The 14,719-nt window shown below is 71.6% G+C and carries 15 protein-coding genes and 1 tRNA gene; 3 read left to right on the top strand and 13 right to left on the bottom strand.

The window, feature by feature from the left end:
* Window positions 1-80: 80 nt before the first annotated feature.
* Entirely contained in the window at window positions 81-932 is an 852-nt protein-coding gene (locus tag ACFWGP_RS16190; RefSeq protein WP_231430391.1) for a trypsin-like serine protease, read from the top strand.
* A 60-nt stretch (window positions 933-992) separates the two neighbouring features.
* On the opposite strand, the gene ACFWGP_RS16185 is transcribed toward ACFWGP_RS16190, so the two are convergent.
* Genes ACFWGP_RS16185 through ACFWGP_RS16170 form a run of 4 tightly spaced genes read right to left on the bottom strand, consistent with a single transcriptional unit; the run spans window position 993 to window position 5,501 of the window.
* Window positions 993-2,360 carry a D-arabinono-1,4-lactone oxidase gene (locus ACFWGP_RS16185; protein ID WP_376931358.1) on the bottom strand — a complete coding sequence of 456 codons (1,368 nt, stop codon included), beginning with the start codon at window positions 2,358-2,360 and terminating at the stop codon, window positions 993-995.
* On the bottom strand, window positions 2,357-3,607 hold the full coding sequence (locus ACFWGP_RS16180) for an alanine racemase (RefSeq protein ID WP_376931357.1): 1,251 nt from the start codon (window positions 3,605-3,607) through the stop codon (window positions 2,357-2,359). The genes ACFWGP_RS16185 and ACFWGP_RS16180 overlap by 4 nt, the downstream gene beginning before the upstream one ends.
* Window positions 3,607-4,893 carry an MFS transporter gene (locus ACFWGP_RS16175; RefSeq protein ID WP_231430386.1) on the bottom strand — a complete coding sequence of 429 codons (1,287 nt, stop codon included), beginning with the start codon at window positions 4,891-4,893 and terminating at the stop codon, window positions 3,607-3,609. Before ACFWGP_RS16175 ends, ACFWGP_RS16180 begins: the two co-directional genes overlap by 1 nt.
* Entirely contained in the window at window positions 4,890-5,501 is a 612-nt protein-coding gene (locus ACFWGP_RS16170; RefSeq protein WP_376931356.1) for a TetR/AcrR family transcriptional regulator, read from the bottom strand. Before ACFWGP_RS16170 ends, ACFWGP_RS16175 begins: the two co-directional genes overlap by 4 nt.
* A gap of 130 nt (window positions 5,502-5,631) precedes the next feature.
* Here ACFWGP_RS16170 and ACFWGP_RS16165 point away from each other — a divergent pair, with 130 nt between their 5' ends.
* Window positions 5,632-6,558, top strand: coding sequence for a Ppx/GppA phosphatase family protein (locus tag ACFWGP_RS16165; protein ID WP_231430383.1), 927 nt, complete (start codon window positions 5,632-5,634; stop codon window positions 6,556-6,558).
* Window positions 6,559-6,645: 87 nt separating this feature from the next.
* Here ACFWGP_RS16165 and ACFWGP_RS16160 read toward each other — a convergent pair whose 3' ends face one another.
* The 7 genes from ACFWGP_RS16160 to ACFWGP_RS16130 form a co-directional block, all read right to left on the bottom strand.
* On the bottom strand, window positions 6,646-7,035 hold the full coding sequence (locus tag ACFWGP_RS16160) for an SHOCT domain-containing protein (protein ID WP_231430382.1): 390 nt from the start codon (window positions 7,033-7,035) through the stop codon (window positions 6,646-6,648).
* Between the two features lie 80 nt (window positions 7,036-7,115).
* Window positions 7,116-7,541, bottom strand: coding sequence for a type II toxin-antitoxin system VapC family toxin (locus tag ACFWGP_RS16155; protein WP_275505637.1), 426 nt, complete (start codon window positions 7,539-7,541; stop codon window positions 7,116-7,118).
* Between the two features lie 82 nt (window positions 7,542-7,623).
* Window positions 7,624-7,697: transfer RNA gene (locus ACFWGP_RS16150), tRNA-Leu, on the bottom strand.
* 76 nt (window positions 7,698-7,773) lie between these two features.
* Window positions 7,774-9,189 (bottom strand): NAD(P)/FAD-dependent oxidoreductase, encoded by a 1,416-nt coding sequence (locus tag ACFWGP_RS16145; protein WP_376931355.1) that lies wholly within the window; start codon window positions 9,187-9,189, stop codon window positions 7,774-7,776.
* Window positions 9,190-9,237: 48 nt separating this feature from the next.
* Window positions 9,238-10,530: a S8 family serine peptidase gene (locus tag ACFWGP_RS16140; protein WP_231430379.1), complete on the bottom strand. Its 1,293-nt coding sequence runs from the start codon at window positions 10,528-10,530 to the stop codon at window positions 9,238-9,240.
* Window positions 10,527-11,048: a DUF501 domain-containing protein gene (locus ACFWGP_RS16135; protein WP_231430377.1), complete on the bottom strand. Its 522-nt coding sequence runs from the start codon at window positions 11,046-11,048 to the stop codon at window positions 10,527-10,529. Before ACFWGP_RS16135 ends, ACFWGP_RS16140 begins: the two co-directional genes overlap by 4 nt.
* Window positions 11,045-11,485 (bottom strand): septum formation initiator family protein, encoded by a 441-nt coding sequence (locus tag ACFWGP_RS16130; RefSeq protein WP_231430375.1) that lies wholly within the window; start codon window positions 11,483-11,485, stop codon window positions 11,045-11,047. Before ACFWGP_RS16130 ends, ACFWGP_RS16135 begins: the two co-directional genes overlap by 4 nt.
* Between ACFWGP_RS16130 and ACFWGP_RS16125 the strand changes: the two genes are divergently transcribed.
* Window positions 11,484-11,921, top strand: coding sequence for a hypothetical protein (locus ACFWGP_RS16125; protein WP_231430374.1), 438 nt, complete (start codon window positions 11,484-11,486; stop codon window positions 11,919-11,921). The genes ACFWGP_RS16130 and ACFWGP_RS16125 overlap by 2 nt on opposite strands.
* Here the strand turns inward: ACFWGP_RS16125 and eno are convergent.
* Together eno and hisS are read right to left on the bottom strand one after the other, a co-directional pair.
* Window positions 11,911-13,191, bottom strand: a complete 1,281-nt coding sequence (gene eno / locus ACFWGP_RS16120) for a phosphopyruvate hydratase (protein ID WP_275505633.1) — start codon at window positions 13,189-13,191, stop codon at window positions 11,911-11,913. The two genes, ACFWGP_RS16125 and eno, sit on opposite strands and share 11 nt — an antisense overlap.
* 111 nt (window positions 13,192-13,302) lie before the next feature.
* Window positions 13,303-14,571, bottom strand: a complete 1,269-nt coding sequence (gene hisS, locus ACFWGP_RS16115) for a histidine--tRNA ligase (protein WP_275505632.1) — start codon at window positions 14,569-14,571, stop codon at window positions 13,303-13,305.
* Between the last annotated feature and the right edge of the window lie 148 nt (window positions 14,572-14,719).

Below are 14,719 nucleotides of genomic sequence, written 5' to 3'. Positions count from 1 at the left end.
CTTTCGAGCGCGTCTCTCGACAACGACATCGCCGGGGGAGCATGATCGTCACACCGTTGTCCCTCGACCGGAAGTGAGCGATGCGCAAGAAACTGTTCGCGGCCCTCGCGGCCCTCGCCACCGTCTGCGGCCTCGCCGTCGGTGCCGCCCCCGCCCAAGCGTCGACCGGCGGCTCCGCCGACGGCGAGCTCCACCCCGATGTCGGGCTGATCGCGTTCTACGACAGCACCGGCCGCTACCGCTGCAGCGCGACGCTCGTGTCGCCGACGGTCGTCATCACGGCGGCGCACTGCACGCTCGGCACACTCGGCAAGACGCTCGTGACGTTCGACACCTTCCTCGACGACGCTCCTCCGAGTTTCCTCCCGACCGCCGCCGACCCGGCCGTGGGTTACACGGCCGACGAGCTCGCCGACGCGGGCTACCTCTCGGGCACGGCGTACACGCATCCGCAGTACTCCGACTTCACCGACACGAAGAACTGGAACGACGTGGGCGTGATCGTGCTCGACGAGCCGGTGGCCTCGCACGGCGACGGCTACCCGCAGATCGCGGAGACCGGCACGCTCGACGGCATCGCGCAGCGGGCACTGTCGAAGACGCTGTTCACGGCGGTCGGCTACGGCACCGAGGTGCGGCAGGAGGGCGACAACATGAAGCCCGAGCCCGAGAGCTACCCGATCCTGCGCCGGTACGTCGACATGCCCGGGCAGAAGCTCACGCCGCAGATCCTGCAGACCAACGGCAACGAGAAGGACCCGTGGGGCACGGGCGGCACCTGCTTCGGCGACTCGGGCGGGCCGGTCTTCCTCGACGGCGAGCTCGTCGCGGTGACGAGCTACGGCTACACCTCGAACTGCCGGTACCTCGGCGGGTACCAGCGCGTCGAGATCCCCGTCGTCGACGAGTGGCTCGCGGAGTTCGGTCTCTGACCGACGCTTCGACCGGTGAGGGCGGGTGCCGTTCGGCACCCGCCCTCGCTGCGTCGCGGATCAGGGGTTCGCCGCGTCCCGTCGTGCTGCGCCGGTCGGGCGGGCGCCGCCCGGTGTCGTGCCGAGCACCCGGTCGAGGTAGGGGTTCGCGAACCGCAGCTCGGGGTCGAGCTCGTCGCGAACCGCGAGGAAGTCGTCGAAGCGCGGGTACACCTCGCGCAGCGTCTCGGCGGTCTGCGTGTGCATCTTGCCCCAGTGCGGGCGTCCGCCGTGATCGCGCATGATCGCCTCGACGGCGGCGAAGTACTCGCGCTCGTCCTCGCGGAAGTAGCGGTGCACGGCGATGTAGCCAGACTCGCGCCCGTGGGCCGTCGAGAGCCAGTTCTCGTCGGCCGCGGCCGCGCGGACCTCGATCGGGAAGCTGATGCGCCAGCCCTTCCGCTCGATGAGCGCCCGCACCTCGCGGAGGGCGTCGGGCACGTCGGCGAGCGGGATCGCGTACTCCATCTCGCGGAAGCGCACGGTGCGGTTCGTGACGAACACCGAGGGCGAGAAGTCGGCGAAGTCCCGCCCGCTCTGCAGCCGCTCGACCTGGCGCGCGAAGAACGGGATGACGCCGGGTGCGGCCGTGCCGAGCGCGCAGACTCCGCGGAAGACGCCGTTCGCGAGCAGCTCGTCGTCGAGCCAGCGCGAGACGCGACCGAGCGGCTTCCGCGGGGCGTCGCCCGGGAGCCGCGTGTTCGTCTTGGTCATCGCGACCTCGGTGTGCGGATGCCAGTAGAACTCGAAGTGGTCGACGGCGCGCACGCGCTGCAGCCACCCGTCGAGCACGTCGGTGAGCGGCTCGGGCCGCTCGATCGCGTGCAGCACGAAGCGCGGCACGAGCTGCAGGGTCACCTCGACGAGCACGCCGAGGGCGCCGAGCCCGAGGCGCACCGCAGGCAGCAGCTCGGGATGCTCGGTCTCGCTCACGGTGACGAGCTCGCCCGTGCCGGTGACGAGCTTCGCGGCGACGATCTGCGTCGCGAGGCCGCCGAAGCCGAGCCCGGTGCCGTGGGTACCGGTCGACGTGGCACCGGCGATCGTCTGCTTGTCGATGTCGCCCATGTTGGCGAGTGCGAGGCCGTAGGGTGCGAGCAGCGCCGGCAGCCGGTGCAGCGGGGTTCCTGCGCCGAGCGTCACCCGTCCGGTCGCGACATCGGCGTCGATGATGCCCGAGAGGTCGGCGAGGTCGAGCTGCACACCGGGCGCGACCGCGATGCCGGTGAAGCTGTGCCCCGAGCCGACGGGCTTGATGCGCAGGCCCGCCGCAGCCGCGGCCTGCACGGCGCGCTGCACCGCCTCGGGCGAGTCGGGTCGTTCGACGCGCAGCGGCCGCACCGCCTCCGTCCGGCCCCAGTTGCGCCAGGTTGCTCCGGTCGCGGTCACAGGAACGCCATCCCTTCTCCCCGGTACGTCGGGATCATCGCCACGGTGTCGTCGCCGTCGACGACGGCGAACTCGTTCAGGTGCTCGGCGAGCTCGCCCGACTTGGTGTGCCGGAACCAGACGCGGTCGCCGACGGCGAGCGAGCGAGCGGCGCGGCCCGACACCGGGGTCTGCACCTCGCCCGCCATCTCGCGGGGCTCCATCACGAGCCCCTCCGGCCACACGATGCGCGGCAGCCGGTCGGCCGCGGGCGGCCCCGAGGCGATCCAGCCTCCGCCGAGGATCGTCGCGTGCTTCGCGCTCGGGCGTCGCACCACGTCGAGCGCGAAGGCGGCCGCCGGCGCCGGCGTGAAGTGCTCGTAGCCGTCGAAGAGGTGCCCGCCGAAGAGACCCGAGCCCGCGGCGATCTCGGTCACCGACGGATCGGCCGAGGTCCGCTCGAGCGAGCCCGTGCCGCCGCCGTTGACGAACTCGAGGTCGGCGACCTCGCGCACCGCCGCGACGGCGCGGGCGCGGCGCTCGAGGAGTTCGGGCATCGAGCGCGACTGCATCCAGCGGTTGACCGCTCCGTCGACGGGGCGCCCCTCTGGGCGGTTCACGACGCCTGCGATCTGCGCCTCGTACGACATCATGCCGACGAGCTGGAAGCCCGGCCGCTTCGCGATGTACGCGGCGAGCGCACCCGCGTCGGCGGGCTCGTGCACGGGCGACCGGCGCACGCCGAGGTGGCCGAGCACCGGGGCGTCCCAGGAGGCGTCGAGCTCGAGGCAGACTCGGATGCGCTCGCGCCGGCCGGGCGGCAGCACGGAGTCGACGAGGTCGAGCTGCGCCGGCGAGTCGACCATGAGCGTGACCCGCGCGGCGAAGTCGGGGTCGGTCGCGAGTCGCCTGATGCTGCCCCGCTCGGCGGTCGGGTAGCCGACCACGACGTCGTCCACGGTGTCCGCGAGCCAGAGCGCCTCGGCGAGCGTGTACGCGAGCACGCCCCGGTAACCGGGCATCGCGAGCAGGGCCTCGACGACGCCCCGCACGCGCACCGACTTCGACGCGACGCGGATCGGCGTGCCGTTGGCGCGCCGCAGCATGTCGAGGGCGTTGTGCCGCAGGGCGCCGAGGTGGAGCGCGCCGACGGGGGCGTCGAGATGGCGCGTCGCCTCGGTCAGCCGCGGCCAGTACTCCGCCGGACGGCGCCAGCTCGAGGCATCCGCGGCCGGGGTGCCGGTCTTGCGCAGGTCGAGGCCGGCCATCAGCGCACGCTCCGCACCCGCGCGACCGCGAACGCCCCGGCGGTCGAGAGCGCCGCACCGAGGAGGAAGACGAGCATGAACGAGCCGGAGACGACGACCGCGGCCGCACCGATCATGGGGGCCACCGCCTGCGGCACGGCCGAGGCGATGTTCATGATGCCGAGGTCCTTGCCGCGACTGGCGGCGTCGGGCAGCACCTGCGTCGCAAGGGCCTGGTCGACGGAGAGGAAGCAGCCGTACCCGAGGCCGAGCATGCCGGCGGCGACCATGGCGACCGTGAGATCGGGGAAGAGCGCGAGCAGCAGCGCGGCGACGCCCTGCAACGCCGAGGCGACGAACACGAACTGCTTGCGGCGTCCGAGACGGTCGGAGAGCCGGCCGCCCACGAGCGAGGCGAGGATCACGAACACCATGTAGACGAGCGTCAGCACGATGAGGTCGTCCTCGGCGTGCTGGTCGTTCAGCTGGAACATGAGGAAGTAGAGCAGCAGGCTCGTGCCGAGCGCGTTGCCGGTCGAGACCAGCACGCGACTGAGCAGCGTCCAGCCGAAGTCGGGGTGCTTCCGCGGGCTGATCCAGAACCCCGCGATGACGCTCCGGAGTGTCATCGGGGTGCGCAGGGCGCGCTCGAGCGGCTCGTCGTGCCGAGTCAGGAAGGGCACGGCGAGCACGACGAGCAGCACCGCGAGCAGCAGGTAGCCGAGTGCGGCGTCGGTCACGAGCTCGGTCACGAGGATGAGCCCGACGATGATGCCCACCGCCTGCGGCGCAGACATCCACCCCGAGACGAAGCCGCGTTGGTTGACCGGCACCTGGTCGGAGATCGTCGCGGTGAGCGCGGCGGTCATGATGCAGAACCCGACGGATGCCGCGACCCATGCCGCGCCGATGGCCCACATCTCGGTCTGCCAGCCGAGGAGCACGAGCGAGGCGGCGAAGACGAGCGCGCCGATGAGGATCCACGGCCGGCGACGGCCGAACCGGCTCGTCGTGCGGTCGGAGAGCGCGCCGGTCAGGGGGTAGGCGATGATCGTCGCGACCGCGGCGATCCCCGAGACCGTTCCGAACGCGACGACCGAGTCGACCCAGTGCTCGGGCTGCAGCTCGGCGTCGATCTGCGCGGGCAGCAGCAGCTGGACGGGGGTGAGCTGCGCCATCCAGATACCGAGCCAGACGGTCGCGAACGACGCGATCCAGCCGGCGCCGACGCGACGCGTGGGTTCGGCGAAGGCGGCGGGGGCCTCGGGGCCGGCCCCGCGGGGGGCGGCCGGGTCGATGCGGGTCATCGGGGGTCTGCCATTCTCGAGACGGCGTCGGCGGCGGCCGCCGCGACGCGGGCCGCGGCCGCGTCATCGCGGTCGACGAGCCAGGTGATGGTGAGGCCGTCGCTGAACGCGACGAGCACGCGGGCGACCTGGTCGACGGGCAGGTGCCACGTCGTGCCGGTGAGCTCGGCGGCGGCGGCGAGCGCCTCGACGAGGAGGTCGACGTACCGCGCGTACTGCGCGATCGCGAGCGGGTGCCGCTCGGGCGAGCGGAGGGCGTACTGGGTGAGCTCGAGCATCGCCTGCTCGTGCTCGGGGTCCTCGCGCAGGTGCTCGAAGTATCGCAGCATGCCCGCTTCGAGGAGATCGCCCAGGCTCGCGCCCTGCTCGGCGGCAGCAGCGAGTTCGTCGACCGCGATGGCCTTCCGCTCCCGGGCGACCACGACGCCGATGAGCTCGTCGATGAGCTCGTCGCGTGATTCGAAGGCGTAGTGGAAGCTTGCGAGGCTCATGCCTGCCTCGGCGACGATCGCGCGGGTCGTCGCTTGCGCGAGCCCTTCGCGGGAGACCACGCGCAGCGCGGCCTCGGTGAGCGCTGCGCGGCGCTCGGCCGCCGACATCCGCGTCATCGCGTTCTCCTGCTCCTTCGCGGGGCACGGCGCGCAGCGATGCGCCGACCGTGACTGGGACAATTGACCCAGTTGCAACAGTATGCAGCATCGGGACAGAGATCGCCACGCCGGGCGCTACGCTCGCATCATGCGCCTCGGGGTTCTCGACGTCGGTTCGAATACCGTGCACCTGCTCGTGGTCGACGCCCACCCGGGCGCTCGGCCGATCCCGACCGCGTCGCACAAGTCGGTGCTCCGCCTGATGCGCTACCTCGAGCCAGATGGCGCGATCAGCGCCGAGGGCGTCGCGGCGATCCTCTCATCGGTCGGCGACGCCGCGAAGGCGGCACGCGAGGCCGGCATCGACGAGTTGCTCGCCTTCGCGACCTCGGCGATCCGGGAGGCTGCGAACGGCGAACACGTGCTCGATCTCGTCGAGCGCGAGACGGGCGTGCGGCTCGCCGTGCTGAGCGGTGACGACGAGGCCCGCCTCACCTTCCTCGCGGTGCGGCGGTGGTTCGGCTGGTCGGCCGGCCGCATGCTGCTCTTCGACATCGGCGGCGGCTCGCTCGAGATCGCGCAGGGCGGCGACGAGGTGCCCGACGTGGCGCGATCGCTGCCGCTCGGCGCCGGGCGGTCGACCGTGGCCTTCCTGCCCGACGATCCGCCCTCGAGCGATCAGGTCGATCGACTGCGCGAGCACGCGCGCGCCGTGCTCGCGGGAGCGGTCGCCGACTTCGCGGGTCTCTCCTCCCCCGACCATGTCGTCGGCTCGTCGAAGACGATCCGCTCGCTCGCGCGCCTGGCCGGCTGGACGGAGGACGGCGTCGGTTCCGATGAGCGCAGCATCCTGCGGCGCAAGGGCCTCGACGACTGGATCCCCCGACTCGCCCGCATCCCCGCGGACGCACGTCCAGCACTGCCGGGCATCACGGCCGACCGCACGTTCCAGATCGTGGCGGGTGCGGTGGTGCTGTCCGAGGCGATGCGCGCCTTCGACGTCTCCGAGCTGGACGTCTCGCCCTGGGCCCTGCGCGAGGGCCTGATCCTGCGTCGACTCGACCTGATGGAGTGATCCGCGGCGACTGGCGGCGGCACACCACGCAGAACGGCGGCGGTCGCGCACCTTCGTGCTCGACCGCCGCCGTTTCGATCGTGTTCGTCAGCCGGCGAGCGCCTTGGCCTTCAGCTGGTCGTACTCGGCCTGGGAGATCGCACCCGAGTCGAGCAGGCCCTTGGCCTTCTCGATGTCGGCGGCCGCCGAGCTGCCACCGGCCCCCGCGACGCTACGGATGTACGCGTTGGCCTGCGCCTGCGCGTCCGCCTGCTCCTGCATCCGACGCTCCGACATCGACCGGCCCCGTGCGATCAGGTAGATGAACGCGGCGAGGAACGGCAGGAACACCAGGAAGACGACCCAGAGCGCCTTCGCCCAGCCGTTGAGCGTGTGGTCGCGGAAGATGTCGATGATGATCGTGATGAAGATCCAGATGCACGCGATCATGATGTAGATCCAGAAGAGCCAGACGAGGAAGTCCCAGAAACTGTTCATTGGCGTGCCCTTTCGTCACTCCGCGAGACCGTCGCGCGCGAGGATGCCTCGAAGCTACTCCTGCCCCGACCGAGCGCGCATCATTCGATTCGAGTGACGCCGAGCGTGTCGTAGGTGGCGAGCGGCACGATGCCGGCCGCGGCAGCGGCCACCCGCTCGTCGCCGGCGACCAGGACGTCGGCCTGCAGCGTCGCGACCGCGAGGTACTCGGCGAGCGACGGATCTTCGAGGTCGAGCTGTCGTGCCAGCCGCCAGGCGGTCGCTCGTGAGACGCGATCGCCCAGGAGCCGCATGCGGAGCGAGGCGAGGCCCTCGAGAGCAGTGCGTGCGTCGCGCTCGTCGAGCCGGCCGTCGCGCACCTCGCGGTAGAGCAGCGACATCGCGTGGCTGCGGATGAGGGACGGTGCGACGAACGGGTGCGTCGCCTCGGCATTCCGCCCGTCGCGGATGAGACGCAGTGCCGTCACCGCATCGATCGCGTACCTGGTCGTCTCAGGGTCGCCCATGGCTCCAGTGAACCCCTCGCGACCGACATCGTCGAGCGACGGTGACCGGCGCGCGTGTCGTCGTGCCCGCGCCCGTGCCCGGTGCCCCCACTGGGATTCGAACCCAGACTTGAGCGGGTTTAAGCCGCCTGCCTCTGCCGGTTGGGCTATGGGGGCGTTGTGCGCGCAGACGCAGAACGCGGCGCCGCCCCGAGGGGCGACGCCGCGTCACAGCATAGTCACGACCGTACCGCTACTTGGCGGCGACGGGCTCCTTCTCGGCCGACTTGGCCTTCGCCGCGGCCTTCGCGTCGGCGGCCGGTGCAGGGGCCTCGGCGGCCGGCGGCTTCGGACGCGCGGCGAACGCCTCGAACTGTGCGCGCGGCTGCTGCAGTGCCGAGAGCGACACGATGTCGCGACCGAGCCAGAAGTTGTTCCACCAGCCCCAGAAGACGCGGAACTTGCGCTCCCAGCTGGGCATGGCCAGGCCGTGGTAGCCGCGGTGGGCGAACCATGCGAGCAGGCCCTTGATCGCGAGCTTGCCCGACTGGAACACGCCCGAGCCGATGCCGAGGCCGGCGACGGCACCCAGGTTCTTGTGCACGTAGTTCTTGGGCTCTTCACCGCGCAGCACGGCGACGATGTTCTTCGCGAGCAGCTTGCCCTGGCGCACGGCGTGCTGCGCATTCGGCACGCAATAGCCGCCGACGCCGCCGCCGGTGAGGTCGGGCACGGCCGAGATGTCGCCGGCCGCCCAGGCGTCGGCGACGATCTCGTCGTCGTCTTCGCCCCCGACCCGCAGGTCGGCGCGGGTCTTGATGCGGCCGCGCTCTTCGACGGGCAGGTCGCTCGAGCGGACGATGGCGGGGTTCGCCATCACGCCGGCGGTCCACACGATGAGGTCGCTCTCGAAGCTCTCGCCGGTCGACAGCTCGATCTTGCCGTCGACGGCGCTCGTGAGCTGCGTGTCGAGGTGGATCTCGGCGCCGCGCTGGGCGAGGTGCTTGATGACCCAGTGGCTCGTCGGCAGCGAGACCTCGGGCATGATGCGGCCCATCGCCTCGATGAGGTGGAAGTGCGTCTCGTCGAAGGTGAGCTGCGGGTAGTACTCGAGCAGTGCGCTCGCGAACGAGCGGAGCTCGGCGAACACCTCGATGCCGGCGAAGCCGCCGCCGACGACGACGAACGTGAGCAGGCGCTCGCGCTCGGGCCCGGGCGGGAGGTTCGAGGCCTTGTCGAAGTTCGTGAGCACGCGGTCGCGGATCGCGACGGCCTCTTCGACGGTCTTCAGGCCGATCGCGTTGTCGGCGATGCCGGGGATCGGGAAGGTGCGCGAGACGGCGCCGCCCGTGACGACGACGACGTCGTACTCGAACTCCCAGGGCTCACCGAGCTCGGGGGTGATGGTCGCCGTCTTCGACGCGTGGTCGATCTTGGTGACCTTCGCGGTGACGACGTTGGTCTTCTTGAGGTGGCGGCGGTGCGAGGTGACCGAGTGGCGCGCCTCGATCGACCCGGCTGCGACCTCGGGCAGGAAGGGCTGGTACGTCATGTACGGCAGCGGGTCGACGACCGTCACCTCGGCCTCGCCGGGACGCAGCCACTTCTCGAGCTTCCACGCCGTGTAGAACCCCGCATAGCCACCGCCGACGATGAGAATCTTGGGCACGGTGAATGGACTCCTCAGTATCTGGTGGATGCGACCCGGTGCGCGCGATCAGTGGTCGCGCGTGCGTACCGCTCGCCTGGTGTGCCGAATGGCGCCGATGCCCAACAGCGCTGCTAGCGTACCAAATCCTGCGACCAACGAGAGCGGCACGGTGATGTAGGCGAGCGTCCACGGCGTCGGCAGCATGGTCGCCGTGCCCTCGTCGGCGGGTGGCGGCGGGTCGGCGATCGGTACGATCTGCTGTTCGGTCGCCTCGGGGGTCGGCGTCGTCGACGTGGCTCGGCGGTGGATGGTGATCCACTCCTCGAGGCTGCCGAGCGGGTTCGCGTCGACCGGCTCGACGTCGGCCTCGAGCGCTGCGACGGGATCGATGAGCCCGTGGCCGTACAGCGGGCTGGGCACCTCGTGCCCGTCGGGGTCGGCGGTCTGGATGACGCGGTTGATCACGTTGGCCGCATCGAGGTCGGGGTACTCGGCGCGGACGAGCGCGACGAGCCCCGAGACGAGGGGCGCCGCGCCGCTCGTGCCGCTCCAGATCGCGACGCGACCGTCGGGCCGAACGCCGACGAGGTCTTCGCTCGGTGCGGCGACCCCGAGCGTGATGCCCTGGGAGCTCGCGTCGAGGCTCGCGTTCTTCTCCTTGTCGACACCCGCGACCGCGAGGACGCCGGGGATCGTCGCCGGCGCACCGACCTCGGTCGTGCCGTTCCCGCGGTTGCCGGCCGCGGCGACGACGACGACGTCGTGCTCGAAGGCGTAGGTGAACGCGTCGTCCCAGCTCTCGGGCCAGTCGCGGGTGTTGCGGGTGAGCGACATGTTGATGACGTCGGCCCCGTTGTCGACGGCCCACTTGACGCCCTCGGCGATCTGCTCGTCGTTCGACTTCGCGGCCCCCGTGTCCTGGCCGAACGCGACCGACACCGTCAACAGGTCGGCCTCGGGCGCGACGCCGATGACGCCGTTGCCCTCGCCCGTGCCGCGGCCGGCGAGGAGGGAGGCGACCATCGTGCCGTGGGCGCTCTCGTCGGGGTCGCCGACCGGCGTCTGGCCGTCGGGACTGCCGAGGCCCGAGACATCCGTGCCGCCCTTGACGACGCCCCGGAGCTCGGTGACGTTGCCGTTCACTCCCGTGTCGATGATCGCGACCGTGACGCCCTTGCCCTGCGTCGTCGACCAGGCCGTCGTGAAGCCGTAGTCGCCGAGCCAGTACTCGTAGTCGCGCACGGTGTCGGCATGCGCGGGTGCCGCGCCGCCGAGCGCGACGGCGACGGCCGCGACGACGGCGACCGCCGACTTCGCGGCGGTCGCACGCGCGCGTGCGATGCGGCTCGGGCGGGTCATGCCTCGTCGACTCCGTAGTCGGGGCACTTGCAGACGTCGGGCGACCAGCTCGACCGGGCGAGCGCGAGGTCGCCGATCGGGTTGGCGCCGGGGCCGGCGGCGAGCGCATGGGCCGCGAGCGCGTGCAGGCACTTCACGCGGGTCGGCATGCCGCCGGCGGAGATGCCGGCGATCTCGGGGACGTCGCCGAAACCCTCGCGGTCGGCGAGGTAGTCGCGGTGGGCCTGCTCGTAGCCGGCGCGCACCTCGGCGTCGTTCGCGAGCAGCTCGCTGAACTCGACCATGAGCTGGCCGGCCTCGAGGAACGACATCGCGGCCGTCGCGGCCGGGTGCGACAGGTAGTAGAACGTCGGGAACGGCGTGCCGTCGGCCAGCCGCGGCGCCGTCGCGACCACGGTCGGATTGCCGCAGACGCAGCGGGCGGCGATGCCGACGACATTGCGCGCCGGACGGCCGAGCTGCGCGGAGACGACGGCGAGATCGCGCTCGGTGACGGGTTCGAAGGGCGGGCGGGTCATCGGCCGTCCTCCGTCGCGGGTGCACCGGTCGGCGCCGTCGTCGCGGGGGCGTCGCTCGCCGGCGCGTCGGTCGCGCCGGCTTCGGGCGCGAGCCCCGCGGTCATCACGGAGTCGAGCAGGGTGCGCATCCAGTCGCCCTTCGATTCGGTCACTTCGGCTGAGACGGCCGTCGTCTCGTCGGTCTTCGCGGCCGCGTCGCGGTCGTCGATGACGAGGTAGCTCACCTCGCCCGGCATCACGTAGTAGAGCCGTTCACGCGCCTGCGTGACGATGAACGTCTCGTCGTTCCATCGCTCGCGCTCGTCGCGGAGCCGCTGCACCTCCTCCTCCTGCGCGGAGACGGCGGCCTTGAGCTCTGCGAGCTGCGCACGCTGCTGGGCGAACGCCGCGATCGTCGGCGCGAGCACCACGACCGCGAGCACGAGTATGCCCAACATGATCAGCGAGAAACCTGAGAATCGGATGCCGCTGAGCCATCCCGCTCGCGTCGCCGACGCAGCACCGGCGCCGGCGGAGGCGGTGGAGCGGGGCTTGGCGCCCCTCGGCTTCGCACTCGAGGACGAGGCGTGCGTGCTCGTCTTCGACGGCTTCGCGGTCGACGACGATTTCGCGGACCGGGAGGAATTCGCGCTCGACCGGGCGCGCTTCGCCTCGCCCGCGTCGGACGCCGGGCCCTTCGCCGGCGACGCCGGCTCCGAGGCATCCGCCCTCGGCTTCGACCTCGGCACGCGCGAGCCGGCAGGGTTCGCGGGCCTGCGGGGGGTGCGGGACGACTCGCCGTTCATCGCCCTCCTCATGACGGCCCGGAATGCGACGACGGGGGCGGCCACCCGGCCGCCCCCGTCGCGATGTCGCTACGCGATCACGCCGTGAAGCGCGGGAACGCCGTGCGGCCGGCGTACACCGCGGCCTCACCGAGCTCTTCTTCGATCCTCAGAAGCTGATTGTACTTCGCCACGCGCTCGCTCCTCGCGGGCGCGCCCGTCTTGATCTGACCCGCGTTCGTGGCGACCGCGAGGTCGGCGATCGTCGTGTCCTCGGTCTCGCCCGAACGGTGCGAGAGCACCGCGGTGTAGCCCGAGCGCTGCGCGAGCGACACGGCGTCGAGGGTCTCGGTCAGCGTGCCGATCTGGTTGACCTTGACGAGGATCGAGTTGCCCGCGTGCTTGCCGATGCCGTCGGCGAGGCGCTTCGGGTTCGTGACGAACAGGTCGTCGCCCACGAGCTGCAGCTTGCCGCCGAGCTCGGCGGTGAGGGCGGTCCAGCCCTCCCAGTCGTCCTCGGCGAGCGGGTCTTCGATCGACACGAGCGGGTACGCGGCGGCGAGCTCGGCGTAGTAGGCGCTCATCTCGGCCGACGTGCGGTCCTTGCCCTCGAAACGGTAGGCGCCGTTCTCGAAGAACTCGGTCGACGCGACGTCGAGGCCGAGCGCGATGTCAGTGCCGAGCGTGAAGCCGGCCTTGCCGATCGCCTCCGAGATGAAGTCGAGCGCGTCGCGGTTCGACGCGAAGTCGGGCGCGAAGCCGCCCTCGTCGCCGAGGCCGGTCGAGAGGCCCTTGGCCTTCAGCAGGCCCTTGAGCGCGTGGTAGGTCTCGACGCCCCAGCGCAGGCCCTCGGAGAAGGTCGGCGCACCAACCGGGAGGATCATGAACTCCTGGATGTCGACGCCGGTGTCGGCGTGCGCACCGCCGTTGATGATGTTCATCATCGGCACGGGCAGCACGTGCGCGTTCGGGCCGCCGAGGTAGCGGAACAGCGGCAGGTCGGCCGAGTCGGCGGCGGCCTTCGACACGGCGAGCGAGACGCCGAGGATGGCGTTCGCGCCGAGGCGGCTCTTGTTGTCGGTGCCGTCGGCCTCGATCAGGGCGGCGTCGACGAGGCGCTGGTCGCTCGCGTCGAGGTCTTCGATGGCCGGGCCGAGCTCGTCGAGCACGGCGTCGACGGCCTTCTGCACGCCCTTGCCGAGGTAGCGGTCGGCGTCGCCGTCGCGCAGCTCGTACGCCTCGAAGGCACCGGTCGAGGCGCCCGAGGGCACCGCGGCGCGGGCGAGGGTGCCGTCGTCGAGCAGCACCTCGACCTCGACGGTCGGGTTGCCGCGCGAATCGAGAATCTCGCGCGCACCTACAGCTTCGATGAATGCCACAGTGGACTCCTCTGTGATGGGGGTGACTGGTGGACGACGCCGTCGTGATCCGCGCCCAAGTCTAGAGGTCGAGGATGTCTCGTGCTCGCCGCGTGACTCCCCGCGGCCGCCCTACGCCGTGAGCTCGCGGAACTCGAGCGACGCCGCGCCGTTCGCCTCGGCGTTCACGGTCGCGAACGCGTCGAACCCGTCGGCGGTGACGCGGTCGAGCAGGGCTCGCAGGTTCTTCACGCGACGCTCGAGGCGCACCCGCGACCCGGAGGCCACGAGTTCGGCCTTGATCGCGAGGAGGCGCTCGGCGGGGACGTCCCCGTCGTGCACGAGCACGACCGCACGGGGGCGCGCGTCGTCGCGCACCTCGAGCAGGTCAACGATGCGCTCGAAGCCGATGGAGAAGCCGCACGCCGGCACCTCCTGGCCGAGGAACCGCCCGATCATGTGGTCGTAGCGGCCTCCGCCGCCGAGCGAGTAGCCGAGCTCGGGGTGCGCGATCTCGAAGATCGTGCCGGTGTAGTAGCCCATGCCGCGCACGAGGGTCGGGTCGAACTCGATCGCCGCTTCGGGCATCGCGTCGCGGAGGGCGAGCAGGTCGGCGTACGCGGCGCCGTCGAGCCATGCGGGCGGGGGCACGACGCCGTCGGCCAGGTGCCAGTCGGCGCTCGTGAGCCCCTCGAGGGCCGTCGCGACGTCGGCGTCGGCCGTGACCGCACCGAGCTCGGCGAGCTCGTTCGCCACTCCCCCGACCCCGATCTTGTCGAGCTTGTCGATCGTGATGAGCGCACGCTCGCGCAGGTCGTCGGGCACGCCCCACGACGCGAGGATGCCCTGCAGGATGCGCCGGTCGTTGATGCGGATCGTGCAGCCGGCGAGCCCGAGCGCGTCGAGCGTCGCGACGGTCGCGGTCAGCAGCTCGAGTTCGGCGAGCGGGGTCGCGTCGCCGATGACGTCGATGTCGCACTGCACGAACTGGCGGTAGCGCCCCTTCTGCGGGCGCTCGGCACGCCAGACGGGCGCGATCTGGATCGAGCGGAACACGGGCGGCAGCGCCGCGCGGTGGGTCGCGTAGAACCGCGCGAGCGGCACGGTCAGGTCGTAGCGCAGGCCGAGGTCGGCCAGTGCGAGGGCGTCGCCGGATGCCGCGGCCGAGGCGAGGTCGTCGGGGGTGAGCCCGCGCTTCATGACGGCGAAGGCGAGCTTCTCGTTGTCGCCGCCGAGTCCGGCGTGCAGGCGCGACGAGTCCTCCATGACCGGCGTCTCGATCTCGTCGAAGCCGTGCGCCGCGTAGACGCCGCGGATCACGCCGAGGGCGTGCTCGCGTCGGGCCTTCTCGGCGGGGAGGAAGTCGCGCATGCCGCGCGGGGGCGTCACGTTCTGGGCCATGCGCCCCATTCTTCCAGTCGCGGGCGACCGGCTCGTGCCCGCTCTCGTTCGCAACGGCTTCGCAACGCCTCCGGCGCCGGCCTCGCGCACGGGCCGCACCCCGCCCTACACTCGACCGGACGACGCTCGGCCGACCACCGCGGCGCCG

It is taken from the genome of Agromyces sp. NPDC127015, assembly GCF_042725165.1.
Lineage (GTDB): Bacteria > Actinomycetota > Actinomycetes > Actinomycetales > Microbacteriaceae > Agromyces > Agromyces chromiiresistens.
Note: the sequence above shows the minus strand (reverse complement) of the source record. Positions and strands in the feature narration are given on the sequence as shown.

Bases quoted from the DNA above. Each gene is read 5' to 3' on its own strand.
- ACFWGP_RS16190 (WP_231430391.1), top strand. From the start codon at position 81: ATGCGCAAGAAACTGTTCGCGGCCCTCGCGGCCCTCGCCACCGTCTGC.
- ACFWGP_RS16180 (WP_376931357.1), bottom strand. From the start codon at position 3,607: ATGGCCGGCCTCGACCTGCGCAAGACCGGCACCCCGGCCGCGGATGCC.
- ACFWGP_RS16175 (WP_231430386.1), bottom strand. From the start codon at position 4,893: ATGACCCGCATCGACCCGGCCGCCCCCCGCGGGGCCGGCCCCGAGGCC.
- ACFWGP_RS16170 (WP_376931356.1), bottom strand. From the start codon at position 5,501: ATGACGCGGATGTCGGCGGCCGAGCGCCGCGCAGCGCTCACCGAGGCC.
- ACFWGP_RS16165 (WP_231430383.1), top strand. From the start codon at position 5,632: ATGCGCCTCGGGGTTCTCGACGTCGGTTCGAATACCGTGCACCTGCTC.
- ACFWGP_RS16160 (WP_231430382.1), bottom strand. From the start codon at position 7,035: ATGAACAGTTTCTGGGACTTCCTCGTCTGGCTCTTCTGGATCTACATC.
- ACFWGP_RS16155 (WP_275505637.1), bottom strand. From the start codon at position 7,541: ATGGGCGACCCTGAGACGACCAGGTACGCGATCGATGCGGTGACGGCA.
- ACFWGP_RS16140 (WP_231430379.1), bottom strand. From the start codon at position 10,530: ATGACCCGCCCGAGCCGCATCGCACGCGCGCGTGCGACCGCCGCGAAG.
- ACFWGP_RS16135 (WP_231430377.1), bottom strand. From the start codon at position 11,048: ATGACCCGCCCGCCCTTCGAACCCGTCACCGAGCGCGATCTCGCCGTC.
- ACFWGP_RS16125 (WP_231430374.1), top strand. From the start codon at position 11,484: ATGATCAGCGAGAAACCTGAGAATCGGATGCCGCTGAGCCATCCCGCT.
- ACFWGP_RS16130 (WP_231430375.1), bottom strand. From the start codon at position 11,485: ATGTTGGGCATACTCGTGCTCGCGGTCGTGGTGCTCGCGCCGACGATC.
- hisS (WP_275505632.1), bottom strand. From the start codon at position 14,571: ATGGCCCAGAACGTGACGCCCCCGCGCGGCATGCGCGACTTCCTCCCC.